Raw genomic sequence first — 17,797 nt, forward strand, 5'->3', positions numbered from 1 at the left:
CCGGGCTGTATTAAGCCGGAGAAATCAGTTCAGTCGCAATTCGGTTTCGGGATCAAAGAGATGGACATTCTCGGGATCGAGCATGACATCGAACTCTTCACCCGGCTGTACTTTGTGACTTGGCGGCAACGCTGCCACGAGCCTTTGCGAACCCACCGTCCCTGTGACGATCAGTTCTGGGCCGGTGAGTTCTGCGATATCGCATTTCATACGCAATGCAACACTGTGATCTTTGCGCTCCCGTCCGATTGCTTCTGACCGGACACCCAGCAGGACCCGCTTGCCATGGGTAACATTTGGGAGACTGCTCGCCGGAATGCTGGTTTCCGTGCCATCAATCGTCAAACGATCCCCGTTAAACGTGGCTTCCAGCATATTCATCGGCGGAGCGCCGACAAATGTCGCCACATAAAGGGTCGCAGGGCGATTATAAACATTCTCTGGTGTATCCAATTGCTCGATGCGCCCGTTGCGCATCACCGCAATCCGCGTCGCCAACGTCATCGCTTCGATCTGATCGTGCGTGACATAAACCATTGTGGTCTTCATGAGTTGATGCAGTCGCTTCAACTCGGCGCGCATTTCCATGCGCAGTTTGGCATCAAGATTGGACAGCGGTTCGTCAAACAGGAACAGCTTCGGGTGTCGCACCAGTGCGCGTCCGATTGCAACACGTTGACGTTGCCCACCAGAAAGCTGCGCCGGCTTTCTATCCAGCAGGTTTTCTATCTGTAGAAGGCGCGCCGCCTCCAGAACAGCTTTTTCCCTTTCTGCGGCTGGCACTTTGCGCATTTCGAGACCGAAGCCAATATTGCGCCTTACATTCAGATTTGGGTACAGCGCATAGGACTGGAACACCATCGCCGTGTCCCTGTCCTTGGGATGAACGCCAACGATAGAACGCTCATCGATGCGAATGTCGCCGCTCGTTGGCTCGGCCAGACCCGCAATAATGTTGAGCAATGTCGATTTGCCGGAGCCAGAAGCGCCGAGCAAAACCAGAAACTCACCACTGGCCAGCGACAGATCGATACCCTTGAGGATGTCGGTCGACCCGAAGCTCTTGCATACATTGCTTATAGTCAGGGTGCTCATGCAAGCGCTCCTTCGGTATCCGATTCATATGCCCGCGGGTTGGTCGAGATTGCCCTAGAAGCGCTGCGTGTAGCGGCTCGCAAACTTGCTTCAACCGGCTGCCCCTTGGCGAAAGACGCAAGGAAAGCCGCGTTGAAGACATCGCCCGCACCGATGGTGTCGATAACCGTCACCTGCGGTGCATCCACCGATATAACACTGCCATCACGCTCGACTGCAAATGCACCATTCGGGCCGCATTTGACGATAAAAAGGGCGCTGTCCGGCATAATCTGAGAAAGGCTGCGTGCAGCCTCTATAGGGTCAGCCGAGTTTCCAAGATTGACTGTCTCAACCTCATTGAACATTGCGAATTTGCAGCGTTTCAACCATGAAAGCGCGCGACTTCGGTTTCGTTCGGTCCAGCCTTCAACAGGCCAGCCAGTATCAAGTGCCACGTCGATATTGTGATGATCAGCCCAATCGAAAAACTGGTCATAAGCATCGGCCAACCTGTCAGTCAGAAAGCTTCCGCACAGCAGCGCCAGACCACCAGACAGAGCCTGACCATCAAGTCCCGCCAAAGTATCTTCAATGGAAAAATGCGGCAGATGGCCGAGCGTCGTGAAGAACGTTCGCTCGCCGTCTGGATGCGTCAGACCAACTGACAGGGTAGTCTTGCCTGAGAACACCGCCCATTGACTGGCATGATCAACAAAATGCTCGGCAAGCCAACGCCCAAACTGGTCTGAACCGGTATTGGCAGCCATCTGAAACGGCACATCAAGCGCCATAAGCGTCAGGGCAGAATTGCCCGCCGAACCGCCGACGCGCAACTCATCATGGCTGACAATGTTCTCGGTTCCCGGTTGCGGCCAGGCTGCAGTGGGACCGAGGATCATGTCGACATTGACGTTGCCGATAATTGCGATTGGCCTCACTCACTCGCTCCGTGTGATTTTGGAAGAGCGGACCGGCGTTCCGGCGTTCTCGACGCGCATGTCGGCGAAAGCTATCATGAGCCGCTGTGCCGCGGGCAGGATCTCGAATATGGCTGCAAGCCCACTCGCTGCGGCAACGGAAATTGTCACCGCTCCCGGAACGGGCGGTTCGCCAGAAGCGTCGAACACCACCAGCTTCGCACCGGCCTCGACAACAGACTCCGCCATTGCTGTCACCAGCGGTGCAGTCGCATCATCAGCTTTGAACAGGACGACGCCAACCTTGGGCGAGAGCATTTCCATCGGGCCATGACGCAACTGACCGCCTTCCAGAGAATAGCTCGGCACGCGCGAAAGCTCCGTAGAGCCAAGAGCGATTGCTTCCGCAACACCTTGAAGACTGCGCCCTGACGTGACAATCGTATCGACACCGGCAATGCAGCCAAGCGCTGCATCGATCACAACAGTTCGAGGCGATTTCAGTACGTTCAGCGCCGAATCCGGATCGTCGCCCAGCGCCGCAAGTATGGCCAGATGTAGCGCAAAGCTGATCGTCAGACTGCGGGTTGCGGCAAATGCCAGCTCTCCGCCGCCATGTCCCACCAGGCAATCAACCTTTTTGCCGAGAAACGACTGAGCGTCGAGCGTCAGGCCAAATATGTCTGCATTGCCCTTCTTCTCGGCAAACCAGCGCACGACCTCGGCACTCTCGCCGGACTGTGATGTGACCAGAACGGTCTTGCCCTCGATGGGCAGAGGCGCACCAAGCTGTTCCGAAAGTGGTATGGCGACCGCATCAATATTATGGGCGCGATAGAGTGGCTCCACTGCACGGCTGACAGCATGCGAACCGCCCATCCCTAACAGCAACAGTTTGCCAGTCTTACGCAAACTCCCGGCGATCTTTTCGGCAAGATCACGATTGTTCTGAAAGGAAATCAGGGCATCGCCGAACTGGCGCGCCATTTCCTTATCGATTGCGACAAGTCCTTCTGGACGGGGCTTTTGCGTATTCATTATCATCCTTTCACACCACCACTGGTCAGGCCGGATATAAGTGCGCGCTGCATCAAAAGGCCGACAATAACCGGAGGCAGCGCAGCCAGAACGCCAGCGGTTGCAATCAAGCCGTAATCGGAAACACGCCCGCCAGCGAGATCGGCAATGGCAACTGTCAGTGTTCGCGCTCGCTGATCCGACGTGAACAGTAGCGCATAGAAAAATTCATCCCAGCCGAGCAGGAATGCAAACAGGGCAGATGTCGCAACAATCGGCAATGCAAGCGGCAGGGTGATGATGCGCAATGTCTGGAAAAGACTTGCACCATCAATCATGGCCGCCTGTTCAATCTCCTGCGGGATACCATCGAAGCCGGATTTCATCAGCCATGTGGTGAAAGGCGCTAGAATGGTCAAATAAACCAGCGCGAGGCCAAACACCGAATTCAGGAGGCCAAGTTTTGCCAAGACCATGTAGAGCGGAACCGCAAGCGCAACAGGGGGCAGCATATAGGTTCCAATGACCAGTGTTAGCGACCACCCGATGCGCGACGTTCGTGAAACTGCCCAACCGGCAGGAATTGCAACGAGGATCGCGACCAATGTCGCCATGCCCGCCACTCTCAAACTGTTATACATCGATGCGACGAAGGCCGCGCCAGCACTGTTTGGAACAGCGGACAGCAGAGCCTGGTAGCGTGAGAAATCGACCGTTGTAGGCCACCATTTTAACGGGCGCACAGACAAATCCGCCATCGGCGAAATGCTCATGACAAAAAGCCAGAACAACGGCGCGAGGATCACGACTGCCAGCAACAGCGCGGCGACATAAACGAAGAAAGTAGCGATTGGGTTTCGACGTTCCATTACGTTGCCGCTCCCGCCGTTTTACGCACCAGAAGTCCATAGCCCAAAGCCAGAACTGTAACGATCAACGTCACAATGAGCGCCAGCGATGCGCCCGATCCGGCCCGCTGGAAGGAAAAGGCTTCCTGATACACAAGGATAGAAAGTGTTCGCGTTGAATTGGCCGGGCCGCCGCGTGTCATAATCCAGATGATATCAAAGACTTTGAACGCCTCAATCGTGCGGAGCACCAAAGCCACCATCAACGGTCCTGCGAGATATGGCAGAATGACAAACCGAAAGCGGTTAAGCGGACCCGCGCCGTCCACAAGCGATGCGGCCGTTATGTCTCGTGGCACTGCTTGCAGCGCCGCCAGTGCGATGAGTGCCACAAGCGGGAAATTCTTCCAGCAGTCGGCGACAATCAGAGCTGTCATTGCCGCTGACGGTTCACCGAGCCATGACTGATATTCGGAAATAATGCCAAGCTGCGTCAACAGCGAATTGAGGGCACCATATTCAGGATTATAGATGAGACGCCAAAGCGTTGCATTGACCACCGTTGGTAGCGCCCATGGCAAAATGAGCAAAGCGCGCAGAATAGTGCGGCCATAAAACTGCTGGTTCAGCAAAAGGGCGGCCAAAACGCCAAGAACCATTTCGGCCGTGACCGAGATGAGGGAGAACCAGGTCGTGGTCCAGAAGGCGCGCTGGAAATTGGTACTGGACAGCATCTTCAAGTAATTGGCGATTCCAACAAATTCGCCGCCAGTGCCGACAAGCTTTGCATCTGTGAATGACAGACGGACCGTTTCAAACATTGGCCAGCCGATCACGCAGATCATGACGGCGAGTAACGGGAGCATCAGCAACCACGCTCGCATTGTCATCCAGTTGCCGGACATTGTTTGCACCTCAGCCTGTATAAAAGAAGGGAGTGGATGCGTGCGCGCCCACCCCCGTTAGCGTGTTAGAGACCGCTGTTTTCAGCTGCGGATTTGAGGGCATCTTCCGGCGAAGACTGCCCCAGCAGGGCTTCCTGAATGGACTGCTGCAATGCCGTGGACATTTCCTGATACTTCGGCGTCGTTGGACGCGGATACATGGCAGCCAGACCGAGCTTCGCCGCCACGATCAGATCTTCCTGTCCCTTGGACACAGCCGGGTCGTCATAAGAGGATGCCCAGATTGGCAAAGACAGTTTCGCATAATCGTTCTGGACTTTCTGCGACGTCATGAAGACGATGTATTTCCATGCGTCGTCGGGATGTTTGCTGGTGGTCGTCACGCCGAGCCCCATCGAGCCGTTGACCGCCGAGACCTTGCTCTTGCCGTCAACACCCGGTGCAGGCACAACACCCACTTTGCCAACCACTTTGCTTTCTGCAGGATCATTGACCTTGCTATACATATAGGTCCAGTTCAGAGCGAAAGCGGCATCGCCATTCTGGAAGACCTTGCGCACGTCTTCTTCGAGGAACTCTTTCGAATTCGGGTTGCTGAGGCCGGATTTATAGCTGTCCACCATATATTTGAGGGCATCCAGTCCGCCATCCTTATCGAACGCAGGCTTCCCATCCTTCAGGAAGTCGCCGCCATAAGCGCTGACCAATGTGGTGTAATCGCAAATGGCTGCTTCGGCCTGCGCCCAGCTCCAGGCAATTGGCGATGCCAGCAAGCCCTTATCCTTGATGATCTTGGCCTGATCGTTCAGCTCGGCCCAAGTCTTTGGCGGATTGGTTATGCCCGCCTTCTCAAGAATTTCCTTGTTGTAGAACAGATACTTGGTATCCAGAATCCACGGCATACCGTAATATTTATCCTGATACTGAACCGTCGTCCAGGCACCCGGCAGAACGCCCTTCTTCATTTCGTCCGTAATGCGCGAAGAGACATCAACGAGGACATTGTTGCTTGCATATTCGGCTGGCCAGATCACATCGAACAGCACGACGTCATAGCCCTGCCCCGACCCTTGAGCCAGAACCGTTTTATCGTGCAGGCCTTCATAAGGCACGAATTCCAGATTGACCTTCACATCCGGATTGGCCGCCTGAAAGGCATCCGTCATCGCGCGCACGTCTGCTTCGCTATAAGCGGCCTGCGCCATGAACAGAGCGTTCAGGGTCGTCTCGGCAAAAGCATGAGGGACGGAGAAAGCGGATACGGCCAGCGTACCCAGCAGGATCGTGTGAATTGATTTAAGCATGTTACCTCCCGTTAACTTGACTTTGGCCCGTGCAACGTGCCCCGCACATTGCCTTGTTGCCGTGAATTCAGAGCTGTTGTTCCACCGTTAAATGTTCATGTTCTTTATTAAGTCAAATCCATTGACTTAAACGTGTTATAAATATCTATTGGTGTCAAGAGGGATTGAGGATGCCAAGAAAGAGCGACATTCGGGCCACAAGCGGCACCAACCATGAAGGCACAAGTGCGCATAATCGCAGGGTGATTATCGACGCCCTGCGTCAGAACCGGTCGCTTTCACGCGCCGAACTTGCCCGCGCGACAAACCTCACGAAACAGACTATTTCCAACCTCATTGAAGGTCTGGAAAGCGACGGATTGGTGAGCTCGGAGAATGTCGTCAGACAAGGTCGCGGACAACCGGCAACGCCCTATCGACTGGTGTCGGAGGGTGCATTTGCACTGGGGGTTCAGATCGACCGACATTTGACGCGGATCGTCGTCGTCAATCTGACCGGCGATGAAGTGATGCGTCGGGAAGCCGTCCTGCCACCTGATGACCCCGAAAAGGGCTGCGCCATCATTCTGGAGGAAATTGCTGAAGTGCAGGCTGCGCTTGCACGCGAATTTCCCCATGGGCACTACCGAATGTCGGGACTTGGTGTCGCGATGCCTGGACCATTTGGCACTCCGGTTCCCGAGGATGACCGGTGGGTGATGAGCGCATGGCAATCTTTCCCCTTGATTGACAGACTCACCGAAAGCACAGGTCTGACGGTAACGTTGCAGAACGATGCGACGGCCTGTGCACGTGCAGAAAAAATGGTCGGCCTTGCAGACGGGCTCGACAATGTTGTCTGTGTTTATATTGGATACGGCGTTGGCGCCGGTCTGATACTGAATGGAGAAATCTATACAGGCAGCAAAGGCAATGCCGGTGAAATTGGCACTATGCTGATGGCCAATCGGGGTCCGGAGACACCACTGGAACACCACGCCTCTCTTTCGTCACTCTACAAGCATTTGAAACTCGACGAAGCACAGCCCGATTTGTCCGCCGAGCTTGAAACCATATTGCTGCAGAACGACCCCCGAGTCGAAGCATGGCTGGAACGGGCGGCTTTGGAACTCAGATCAGCGATCCATACGATAGAGGCGTTTTTCGATCCCCAAACCGTCATTTTGTGCGGCGGAGCACCGAAGCTTTTGGTCAATCGGCTTGTAGACCGCATCGAACCGCTCGTTTCTTCCAGTGTTGACTATCCAGTGCGAACGCTGCCCCGTTTGCTGGTCGGGATAACCGACATATGGGCAGTAGCGAAGGGAGCGGCGCTGGAGCAGATCAGCAGACATTTCGACCCGCGTTTTGCCGCGCTTTTGAAAAGTGGCTCATCTTCGTAAGGCTCAACGAAAGCCTTTTTGGGTTCTGCTTAACATGCCCGGCATAAACTGATAGGAAAGCTGCCTGAGACGGCTATTATACGCACGCCAAACAAGAGATGTCTGGCGACGTCCTGTGTAATACCGAACAGCTCATATTCCTCTCACATCTTACGCGAACGAAAGGCACCGACAAAATCATATGCGCTTGACGCTCTATACGGACTTTTCGCTTCGCGTCTTGATCCATCTGGCAATTCATGAGGACCGTCTGTGCTCGATTGGAGAAATTGCCAACGCATATTCAATTTCCCACAACCATTTGATGAAGGTCGTCAATGGTCTGGTGAGTGGTGGCTTCATTGAAACTGTTCGTGGACGGAGCGGAGGCCTGCGTCTGGCGCGTGCTGCGAAGATGATATCGGTTGGCGCTGTTGTCCGACATACTGAGGAAGGGCTCCATCAACTGGCAGATTGCCCGGGATGCGCACTTTCACCCGCTTGCGGCCTCACAGGCGTGCTCGCTCAGGGTGTTGAAGCGATGCTTCGTGTCTTCGATAGCTATACGGTTGAAGACCTGCTGACAGACAAGACAGTCATGCGCCGCTTGACTGAACGCAAGCCACCGCTTGGCTTTGACCTGGTGGATTAGTCTGAGGAACGGGCTTTCACCCGTTCCATGTTTTGTCGTCGCACATTATTTGAGAGCGACCTCACGCTGCCAGAAGTTCGTCGGCAGGTCCGAAAAATTCATAGTGAATTCGGTCGGAAGGCACGCCAGCAAGCGAGAGCGCTGACACGGCGGCGCGAAGGAAAAGACGCGGTCCGCAAATATAATAATCAGCGTCCTTCAACGGCGTGTTTGCAACAAGCCACTCATCCGTAATCAGTCCCGCATGATCGTAATCGCCGCCAATTTCCTCACCGGCAAGCGGCGTTTGATGAAAGTCGCTCACGCGAATAGTACTGCCCTTTGCAGCAAGTGCGCGAACGTGATCTCGCATCGCGTGCGTCTCACGATCATGCGTGCCGTGAATATACTGCGTTGGAAGCGCAGGGTGTCGGTCAGCAATGGTTTCCAGCATGGCGACCATCGGCGTAAGGCCCACCCCACCAGACAGCAAAACCACCGGACGCGCTGGGTTTTCTGCAAGGAAAAACTCACCCGCTGGCGCTGCAACCTTGATGACACTACCGACACCGGCCTGCTCATGAAGCCAGCTGGAAGCTACACCTCCCTGCTCCTTCTTGACCGAGATGCGGTAGGTCTTGCCGTTGGTTGCGCTGGAAATGGAGTAGTTCCGCTTGATCGGCGCCTGATTGTCGATTTCAAACCAGAAAGTCAGATACTGGCCCGGCTTGTGCTCCATCGCCGGCCCGCCATCCACCGGGCGAAGAACGAACGACGATATGGTGCTGCTCTCGCGAATGATCTCCTCAATGCGAAAATCGCGCCAACCATTCCAGCCACCATCGGCGACTTTCTGCTCGTCATAGATACGATTTTCCCGGGCCATCAGAATGTTCGCCAGGAACCAATAAGCCTCTCCCCAAGCTTCCAGAATTTCATCGGTTGCAGCGTCGCCCAGAACAGCTTTGATCGCGCCGAGCAGAGCCTCGGCCACATGCGGATAATGTTCCGGCAGGATTTGAAGGCCGACATGCTTTTGCGCAATCCGTTCCACTGCCGGAGCAAGCGCACCCAGATTCTCGATATTGCTGGCATAAGCAAGAATGGCCCCCGCAAGGGCTCTGGGCTGCGATGAGGTATCACCATGATGAGATTGGTTGAACAGGTCCCTAATCTCAGGATTCTGAAACATGCGCGAATACATCTCATGAACAATATCCAGTCCATGGGCGTTGAGCGCGGGAACAGTAGCCTTGACGATAGCAACCGTGTTTTCGTTCAGTGTCTGCGACATGTGTGTCTCCGTATCAAATGCATGTCAGGCGGCCCGATCCTTGTCCGGCCTTGTTGCGCATTTCGGCGGAGGGACCGCCGGAACGCGCGTCACATGATTAAATCACGTATCTGATATGCATCTATATGTCCTCACGAAAACATGCAAATAAAATACTTCTTTATAGGTGCGGCGAAACGTACCTGCATGTCGGGGGCATAGGGTAGAGAGGTTATTGTTAAAAACTGTCTTGCAGAACCCTGGTCCGACGCGAAATATGCGCGTCAAACCAGTCAGTTACGCTCTGTTGATCAGCGGCCAGCAGGACACCGAAATGACCTGCAAAATCACGCCACCCATCTGCATAAGTATCGCGCACAATGGTCAGAACCGGCACGCCGCGCGCAAACGCGGTTTCGATAACCGCGCGCAAACCATGGCCCTCACATTCGCCCTTGCCAAAGCGATTAACGACCAGCAAATCCGTCGGCATGTCGAGTTCGACCAGCAACTCACCTGCGATGTCTGCAAGCGCTGCCGGATCGAGCCGACACCCTGCAGACCCTGCGCCCAATGGCTGCGAAATGAGCCGCACCTCGCCACTGTCGATATTCTCGACAGATATTGTGCGGCAGCATTCATCGGTTTTAGCACCACGGTACTGAAGAAACCCCGTGACCCGCAGACCTTCATCCCGCGCTCGCGCCACAACATCGACCAGAAAATGATCGACCGGCAAATCCTTCACACAGTGAATAGCAGCCAGACTGGGCCTGTGGTTCATGCATTTCCCCGATCATCCGCCAGAAGATCAATTCCGGTGATTGTAGCATCTGCGGCAAGAATTGCGATATATTGCGAAACAGCTTTCGACCAAGCCGATGCCTCCAGCCAGCCCGCAATTCGGTCCGCAACATAATCAAAGGGAAGCGCCTCGCCATCGACCTTGCGGTCGAGACGGATGATGTGAAAGCCAAAGCGGCTTTCGATCGGTGCTGCTGTGATCTCGCTTGGCTTCAGACGTTCCAGAGCCCGCTCGAATTCCGGCACAGTGCTGCCCCGTGTTAGTTGTCCCAGATTACCGCCTTGTGCACTGGACGGACACGCAGAGCAATCACGGGCAAGCGCAGCGAAACGATCCGGCTCGGCAATCACTGAGGCTGCGATTTGCGCCGCAGCTTCACGCGCGCTATCGCGCTGCTTCTCATCGGCGGGATCAGCAGCAATCAGTATATGACTGGCCTCCAGAATGGGTTCACTGGTGAAACGTTGTCGATTTTTCTCGTAAAAACGCAAGGCTTCATCCTGCGTTGCCGATGGAACTGCAACCTCCTGCTCGATCACCATGCGTACAAGCGCATCTTCATCGGTCTCGCTACGCCCTTCGGCATCTTTTTCGTGCGCTGGCGCGAGGCCAAGCTCTCCTGCCCGTTGCAAAAGAAGTTCACGCACCGCCAGCGCACGCGCTGCAGCCAGTAGCGCTTCCCCGGGATTTTCCGATGGATGGTTTTGCGCCTCTGTCAAAATACTGGTTTCATCAATCGCTACGCCATTGACGGATACAGCGTCGAAGACCGGGCGCGGTTTTGGCGGCACACGCGTATCCGGTTCCTTATAGGTCGTGTAACCTTCCTGATGAACATGAGCGCCATGCGGCTGATCTGATGGCTGTTTCCGATCAAAAAGTGTCACCATGTACTTTACTCCGCAGGCAGGCGCATATGCGAGGGCTGCGCTGTATGGTTGCGTTCACGTACCACCTGATAGCCCGGCCGCCAGATATAACGCACCGGAGCGCTCAACATGTGCACAAGACGCGTGAACGGGAACAACAGGAAGATGGTGAGCCCGAGGAAAATATGCATCTTGAAGACGATTGATGCATCGGTGATATAGCTTGAAGCTTCGGGATTGAAGGTAAAGATACCTTGCGCCCAGTTCATGAACTTCACCATTTCATGGCCATCAATGTGCTGTAACGAGATCGGGATCGAGCTAAGGCCGAGCAGAAGCTGGATCCAGAGCAGAATGATGATCAGCGTATCGCTTGGGCGCGACGACGCGCGAACACGTGGATCGAAAACCCGTCGATGCACCAGAAGTGATGCGCCGATGATAGCCATCACGCCCGCGATTCCACCTGCGACAACGGCCAGTATCTGCTTGGCCTCATGGCTGATGCCAAGCGTGTCAAAAACCCAGATCGGCGTCAGAAGCCCGACAAAGTGCCCGGCAAAGATGAACAATACGCCGACATGGAAAAGCACCGAGCCCCACATAAGTTGCTTGCGCCGCAGAAGCTGGCTCGATCCGGAACGCCACGTATATGGCTCGCGATCGTAGCGGAAGATTGAACCGAGCGCGAGCACGCTGAGCGCAATATAGGGATAGATGCCAAACAGAAACGTATGGATATAAGCCATTTTCCGTCTCCTATAGGTGTGATGGGTTGGACTGGCTTCCGGCTTTTCGTTGCGCAGCACGCATCTGCGTACGCAACCGGTCCGGTCCGCAGGAATTTTCGCCCGCATTGCCGCCGAAGGTCACGACCTCCTCTTCCCATATGCGGTCGAGCGCAGCGAGATCGTTCGGATCATCTTCTTCTTGTCGAAGCAACTCACCGACAAGATTCTTGTCCGGTTTGGCATTGGCGACATGAAGCAGCGCCGCAAAGGCGTTCGCATAAGGCGACTGACGCTTGCGCAAACGTTCACCGATTGCTGCTGTGATATGGCCTGTCTGGCTGAGAAGATCGCGGATTTCTTCCGGCGACCGCGTCGAGAGGAACTCCAGAAACAGCGGCAGATAATCCGGCAATTCCTTGGCGTCCACGACAAAGCCGTTGTCGTCATACATCTTCATCAGGTCAACCATGGCCTGACCACGATCACGACTTTCGCCATGGACGTGTTCGAAAAGATGTAACGACAGCGAACGCGTCCGATCAAACAGATGAACATAACGCTCCTGCGCCTCATAGAGATCGCAGTTGCAGACGTAATCGGTAAGGCCGTCAAGAAGCTTGCGGATACCGGATGAAAGTTTTTCCTCCGCAAGCACATCTTTCAGCTCATGCCCGCCAAGCTGGAGCTCGGCGGTCGGATAGGAAAGCAAAAGCGATATGATTTTCAGGGTCTTGTTCATTACACACGCTCCCTGAAAATATCTGTTGGCGTCTGGACCAGCTTCGGGCGCTTGGAGCCGAACAGGTCTTCTGTCGACGAACCACCTGAACAACCGTTCCCGAAGGTGAAGCCACACGACCCCCGCATATCATAAGCGTCTTCGGTCACTTCGCGATGGGTGGTCGGGATGACAAAGCGGTCTTCATAATTGGCAATAGCCATAATGTGATACATTTCCTCGATCATCGCGCCACTCATGCCGACGCGATCAGCAATCGCCTCATCAAGAACACCGTCAACGGTCTTGGCGCGCATATAGGCGCGCATGGCGAGCATGCGCTCCAGCGCCGAGATGACCGGCTCTTCTTTGCCCGCCGTCAAAAGGTTGGCGAGATAGCGCACCGGAATGCGCATGGAGCGCACATCGGGCAATGGTCCGTCCATGCCGAGCTTGCCTGCGGCGGCGGCCGACTGCAGTGGCGAGAGCGGCGGAACATACCAGACCATCGGCAAGGTGCGATATTCAGGATGGAGCGGGAAGGCAATCTTCCACTCCATCGCCATCTTATAGACTGGCGAATGCTTGGCAGACTCCAGCCAGGCTTCCGGCACACCGTCCTTGCGGGCTTGTTCGATCACCGCAGGATCGTTCGGGTCGAGGAAGATGTTGAGCTGTTCCTGATAGAGATCCTGCTCATTGGCCGTGGAAGCGGCTTCAGAAATACGATCAGCATCATAAAGCATGACGCCAAGATAGCGAATGCGACCGACACAGGTTTCCGAGCACACTGTAGGCTGACCGGCTTCGATGCGCGGATAGCAGAAGATGCACTTCTCGGATTTGCCCGAGCTCCAGTTGTAATAGATTTTCTTGTAAGGGCAGCCGGAAACGCACATGCGCCAGCCGCGGCACTTTTCCTGATCGATCAGGACAATGCCGTCATCCTCACGCTTGTAGATTGCGCCCGATGGACAAGCCGCAACACAGGTCGGATTGAGGCAGTGCTCGCACAGACGCGGCAGATACATCATGAAGGTGTTTTCGAACTGGCCGTAAATTTCCTTTTCGACGCCCTCGAAATTGTAATCCTTCGAACGCTTGGCAAACTCGCCGCCGAGAATTTCTTCCCAGTTCGGACCCCATTCGATCTTTTCCATCCGCTCGCCCGAAATCAGCGAACGCGGACGGGCGGTCGGCATGGTCTTGCTCTCGCCTGCCGTCTGGAGATGACCATAATCGAAATCGAACGGTTCGTAATAATCGTCGATTTCGGGCAGGTCGGGATTGGCGAAAATCTTGGCCAGGATGCGCCATTTCGAACCCATCTTGGGCTCGATCTTGCCATTCTTCTTGCGGACCCAGCCGCCGTTCCATTTCTTTTGGTTTTCCCATTCCTTGGGGAAGCCGATGCCGGGTTTGGTCTCAACATTGTTGAACCAGGCATATTCCACGCCTTCACGGTTGGTCCAGACGTTTTTGCACGTCACCGAGCAGGTATGGCAGCCGATGCACTTGTCGAGATTGAGCACCATTCCGATTTGAGCACGAATTTTCATTCTGCTGCCTCCTTGGCGAATGACGAAGCTTTGCCTTCTTCCAGCGGACCTTCCATCCAGTCCACATGGTCAAGCTTGCGAACCACCACGAACTCGTCGCGGTTGGACCCAACTGTTCCGTAATAGTTGAAGCCATAAGACTGATGGGCATAGCCGCCAATCATATGCGTCGGCTTGGTAATGATACGCGTAACGGAGTTGTGAATGCCGCCACGCTGGCCAGTCAGCGGCGAACCGGGCGTATTCACGATTTTCTCCTGCGCATGGTACATAAAGACAGTGCCGTCCTTCATGCGCTGGGAGACAACCGCACGGGCTACAATGGCTCCATTGGCGTTATAGACTTCCACCCAGTCATTATCGACGAGGCCCGCTTTTGCAGCATCCGGCTCCGAAATCCACACCACCGGCCCGCCGCGATTGAGCGTGAGCATCAAGAGGTTATCAGTATAGGTCGAGTGAATGCCCCATTTCTGGTGCGGCGTAATGAAGTTCAACACCAGATGCGGTTTGCCGTCCGCCTTCTCGCGGATCGCTGGATTGACCGTCTTTGTATCGATCGGTGGACGATAGACGCAGAAACCTTCACCAAAGGCACGCATCCACAAATGATCCTGATAGAGCTGCTGGCGGCCTGTCAGGGTGCGCCACGGAATAAGCTCGTGAACATTGGTATAGCCCGCATTGTAGCACACGCTCTCTGATTCAATGCCCGACCATGTCGGGGACGAAATGATTTTGCGCGGCTGTGAAACGATATCGCGATAGCGAATCTTTTCGTCTTCCTTGGGGATCGCCAGATGGGAGTGGTTGCGTCCGGTAAACTTCGAAAGTGCTTCCCACGCCTTGACCGCCACTTCGCCGTTGGTTTCCGGCGCGAGCGACAAAATGACTTCCGTTGCATCAATGTCGGTATAGATGCGCGGGCGGCCCTGGCTTGCACCCGGCTCTTCAACTTTCCCGTTGAGCTTGGCCAGCAGATCGACCTCATGCTCGGTATTCCACGAAATGCCCTTGCCGCCATTGCCGAGCTTGTCAAGAAGAGGTCCAACCGAGGTGTAGCGTTTGTAGAGGTTTGGATAGTCACGTTCTACGACGACGACCGAAGGCATGGTCTTGCCGGGGATCGGTTCAACCTCACCCTTTTTCCAGTCGAGCACGTCCTTGGGCTGCGCCAGTTCGCCCGCGGTATCGTGCAGGGTCGGCACCAGAACAACGTCCTGTTCGACACCTAGCACTTCAGGGGTCACTTCGGAAAATTTCTTCGCAATGCCCTTGAAAATATCCCAGTCGCTGCGCGCTTCCCATGCCGGGTCCGCCGCACTCGACAGAGGATGGATGAAGGGGTGCATGTCGGATGTGTTGAGATCGTTTTTCTCGTACCAGGTAGCAGTCGGCAAAACGATATCGGAATAAACACAGGTCGTAGACATGCGGAAATCGAGCGTGACGAGGAGGTCGAGCTTCCCCTCCGGCGCATTCTCGTGCCAGACCGCCTCGCGGCTTTCCTGCGCGCCGTCCTGCCCCAGATCCTTGCCAAGCAATCCGTTGGAGGTACCGAGCAGGTGCTTCAGGAAATATTCGTGTCCCTTGCCTGATGAGCCAAGCAGGTTCGAGCGCCAGACAAACATGTTACGCGGCCAGTTGGCTTCGTGGTCCGGGTCCTCACAGGACATGGTGACTGTGCCATTCTTCAGCGCATTGGCGATAAAGTCCTTCGGTTCCTTGCCGGAGCTTGATGCTTCCTTTGCTATGTCCAAAGGATTGGTCTGCAACTGTGGCGCAGATGGCAGCCAGCCCATGCGTTCGGCACGGATGTTGTAATCGAGCAAAGTGCCGTCCCATGCACCATCAGGCGCGGTCGGGGACAAGATATCCTGCACCTTGACCGTCTCGTAGCGCCATTGGTCGGTATGGGCATAGAAGAACGAGGTCGAGTTCATGTGGCGCGGCGGACGGTTCCAGTCGAGCGCGAAAGCGAGCGCTGTCCAGCCAGTTTGCGGGCGCAGTTTTTCCTGTCCCACATAGTGGCTCCAGCCACCACCAGACTGGCCGATACAACCGCACATCACCAGCATATTGATGATGCCGCGATAGTTCATGTCCATATGGTACCAGTGATTGAGACCAGCCCCCAGAATGACCATGGAGCGACCATTGGTCTTTTCCGCATTGGTCGCGAATTCTCGCGCAACCGCGATAATCTGATCGCGTGGAACACCAGTAATCTTTTCGGCCCATGCCGGGGTATAGGGTAGAGCCTCGTCATAAGACTTGGCTGAATTCTTGTCAGCAAGACCCCGATCAAGACCATAATTGGCTGCAAACAGGTCAAACACGGTGGCGACCATAACCTCACCGCCCTTCAGCTTCAGCTTGCGGGCTGGAACCTTGCGCACAAGCACGCTTTCATGGTCTGTGCCTTCGAAATAATCATGCTCGCGGTTGCCGAAGTAAGGGAAAGCCACATCAGCGACTGCATCATGGCTGTCCACATCGATGAAGCTCTTGGCCAGTTCGACGTCCTTGCCTTTGCCGTCCTTTTCTTCGAGGTTCCACTTGCCGTCATCCCCCCAGCGGAAGCCGATGGAGCCTTGCGGTGCAACATAGGCGCCTGACTTGGTGTCGAATGCGACGGTCTTCCAGTCTGGATTGTTTCCTTCGCCGAGATCACCCTTGAAATCGGAAGCCCGCAAGAACCGATCCGGCACATATTGCCCGTCCTTCTTGCTGAGCATGACCAGCATCGGAAAATCGCTATAGCGGCGACAATAATTCTCGAAATAGGGAACCTGCCGGTCCAGATGATATTCGCGCAGGATGACATGACCAAGCGCCATGGCGAGCGCGGCATCCGTTCCCTGTTTGGGATGTAACCACAGATCGGAAAACTTGGCCGCTTCCGAATAGTCGGGACAAACAACAACCGACTTCGTGCCCTTGTAGCGCACCTCGGTGTAGAAATGCGCGTCCGGCGTACGGGTCTGCGGAACATTGGAACCCCAGAGCATCAGGAACCCGGCATTGTACCAATCAGCCGATTCCGGCACGTCGGTCTGTTCACCCCATGTCATCGGGGAAGCTGGCGGTAAATCACAATACCAATCGTAGAACGACATGCAGACGCCGCCAAGCAACGACAGATAGCGGGAGCCCGCCGCGTAGGACACCATCGACATCGCCGGGATCGGCGAAAAGCCGATCACGCGATCCGGCCCATAGGTCTTGGTCGTATAGGCGTTCGCGGCAGCGATAATCTCGTTGACCTCCTCCCAGCTGGCGCGCACGAAACCGCCAAGACCACGTACCTTCATATAATCCGCGCGCTTGGCGGGATCCTGCTGGATTGCAGCCCAAGCGGCGACCGGCGTTTTCATCGCACGCTCTCTGCGCCACAGTTTCAGGAGACGCGAGCGGATCAGCGGGTATTTCACGCGATTGGCAGAATAGACGTACCAGCTATAGCTCGCCCCGCGCGAACAACCGCGCGGCTCGTGGTTGGGAAGATCGGCGCGGGTGCGTGGGTAGTCCGTCTGCTGGGTTTCCCAGGTGATGATCCCGCCCTTGACGTAAACCTTCCACGAGCAGGAGCCGGTGCAGTTTACGCCATGGGTAGAGCGGACGATCTTGTCGTGTTGCCAGCGCTTACGATAGGCGTCTTCCCAATCACGATTTTCATTGGTGGTGACGCCATGGCCTTCCGAAAAGGTGCCGACATTCTTGCGCGCAAGAAAGTTCAGGCGATCGAGGAGCAGGCTCATGATTTTATCCTCACATTCTAT

15 protein-coding genes are annotated in these 17,797 nt (G+C 55.3%); 2 read left to right on the forward strand and 13 right to left on the reverse strand.

The window, feature by feature from the left end; translation table 11 throughout:
* Positions 1-24 precede the first annotated feature (24 nt).
* The 6 genes from FHW03_RS16260 to FHW03_RS16285 all read right to left on the reverse strand — a co-directional run bounded on the left by FHW03_RS16260 (position 25) and on the right by FHW03_RS16285 (position 6,068).
* Positions 25-1,095 carry an ABC transporter ATP-binding protein gene (locus FHW03_RS16260; protein ID WP_182521577.1) on the reverse strand — a complete coding sequence of 357 codons (1,071 nt, stop codon included), beginning with the start codon at positions 1,093-1,095 and terminating at the stop codon, positions 25-27.
* Positions 1,092-2,015, reverse strand: coding sequence for a carbohydrate kinase family protein (locus FHW03_RS16265; RefSeq protein ID WP_182521578.1), 924 nt, complete (start codon positions 2,013-2,015; stop codon positions 1,092-1,094). Before FHW03_RS16265 ends, FHW03_RS16260 begins: the two co-directional genes overlap by 4 nt.
* Positions 2,016-3,032, reverse strand: a complete 1,017-nt coding sequence (locus FHW03_RS16270; protein WP_182521579.1) for an aminotransferase — start codon at positions 3,030-3,032, stop codon at positions 2,016-2,018.
* A 2-nt stretch (positions 3,033-3,034) separates the two neighbouring features.
* A complete protein-coding gene (locus tag FHW03_RS16275) occupies positions 3,035-3,880 on the reverse strand; it encodes a carbohydrate ABC transporter permease (RefSeq protein ID WP_182521580.1) in 846 nt (281 codons plus the stop codon).
* A complete protein-coding gene (locus tag FHW03_RS16280; RefSeq protein ID WP_182521581.1) occupies positions 3,880-4,764 on the reverse strand; it encodes a carbohydrate ABC transporter permease in 885 nt (294 codons plus the stop codon). The genes FHW03_RS16275 and FHW03_RS16280 overlap by 1 nt, the downstream gene beginning before the upstream one ends.
* A 65-nt stretch (positions 4,765-4,829) precedes the next feature.
* Positions 4,830-6,068 (reverse strand): extracellular solute-binding protein, encoded by a 1,239-nt coding sequence (locus FHW03_RS16285; protein ID WP_182521582.1) that lies wholly within the window; start codon positions 6,066-6,068, stop codon positions 4,830-4,832.
* 170 nt (positions 6,069-6,238) lie between these two features.
* Between FHW03_RS16285 and FHW03_RS16290 the strand changes: the two genes are divergently transcribed.
* The gene (locus FHW03_RS16290) at positions 6,239-7,450 is read left to right on the forward strand and encodes an ROK family transcriptional regulator (protein ID WP_182521583.1); all 1,212 of its coding nucleotides are present in this window, start codon (positions 6,239-6,241) and stop codon (positions 7,448-7,450) included.
* A 181-nt stretch (positions 7,451-7,631) separates the two neighbouring features.
* Positions 7,632-8,081: an Rrf2 family transcriptional regulator gene (locus tag FHW03_RS16295; RefSeq protein WP_182521584.1), complete on the forward strand. Its 450-nt coding sequence runs from the start codon at positions 7,632-7,634 to the stop codon at positions 8,079-8,081.
* A gap of 61 nt (positions 8,082-8,142) precedes the next feature.
* Here the strand turns inward: FHW03_RS16295 and hmpA are convergent, their stop codons facing one another.
* The 7 genes from hmpA to FHW03_RS16330 form a co-directional block, all read right to left on the reverse strand.
* Positions 8,143-9,354, reverse strand: coding sequence for an NO-inducible flavohemoprotein (hmpA, locus tag FHW03_RS16300; protein ID WP_182521585.1), 1,212 nt, complete (start codon positions 9,352-9,354; stop codon positions 8,143-8,145).
* 217 nt (positions 9,355-9,571) lie between these two features.
* Positions 9,572-10,117 (reverse strand): DUF2478 domain-containing protein, encoded by a 546-nt coding sequence (locus FHW03_RS16305; protein ID WP_182521586.1) that lies wholly within the window; start codon positions 10,115-10,117, stop codon positions 9,572-9,574.
* On the reverse strand, positions 10,114-11,028 hold the full coding sequence (locus FHW03_RS16310; protein ID WP_182521587.1) for a peptidylprolyl isomerase: 915 nt from the start codon (positions 11,026-11,028) through the stop codon (positions 10,114-10,116). The genes FHW03_RS16305 and FHW03_RS16310 overlap by 4 nt, the downstream gene beginning before the upstream one ends.
* 5 nt (positions 11,029-11,033) lie before the next feature.
* Positions 11,034-11,756, reverse strand: coding sequence for a respiratory nitrate reductase subunit gamma (gene narI / locus FHW03_RS16315; protein ID WP_182521588.1), 723 nt, complete (start codon positions 11,754-11,756; stop codon positions 11,034-11,036).
* 10 nt (positions 11,757-11,766) lie between these two features.
* Positions 11,767-12,477 carry a nitrate reductase molybdenum cofactor assembly chaperone gene (narJ, locus tag FHW03_RS16320; protein WP_182521589.1) on the reverse strand — a complete coding sequence of 237 codons (711 nt, stop codon included), beginning with the start codon at positions 12,475-12,477 and terminating at the stop codon, positions 11,767-11,769.
* The gene (gene narH, locus FHW03_RS16325; protein WP_182521590.1) at positions 12,477-14,015 is read right to left on the reverse strand and encodes a nitrate reductase subunit beta; all 1,539 of its coding nucleotides are present in this window, start codon (positions 14,013-14,015) and stop codon (positions 12,477-12,479) included. The genes narJ and narH overlap by 1 nt, the downstream gene beginning before the upstream one ends.
* Positions 14,012-17,776, reverse strand: coding sequence for a nitrate reductase subunit alpha (locus FHW03_RS16330; protein ID WP_182521591.1), 3,765 nt, complete (start codon positions 17,774-17,776; stop codon positions 14,012-14,014). Before FHW03_RS16330 ends, narH begins: the two co-directional genes overlap by 4 nt.
* Between the last annotated feature and the right edge of the window lie 21 nt (positions 17,777-17,797).

Source organism: Ochrobactrum sp. RH2CCR150, assembly GCA_014138095.1.
Taxonomy (GTDB): domain Bacteria; phylum Pseudomonadota; class Alphaproteobacteria; order Rhizobiales; family Rhizobiaceae; genus Brucella; species Brucella gambitense.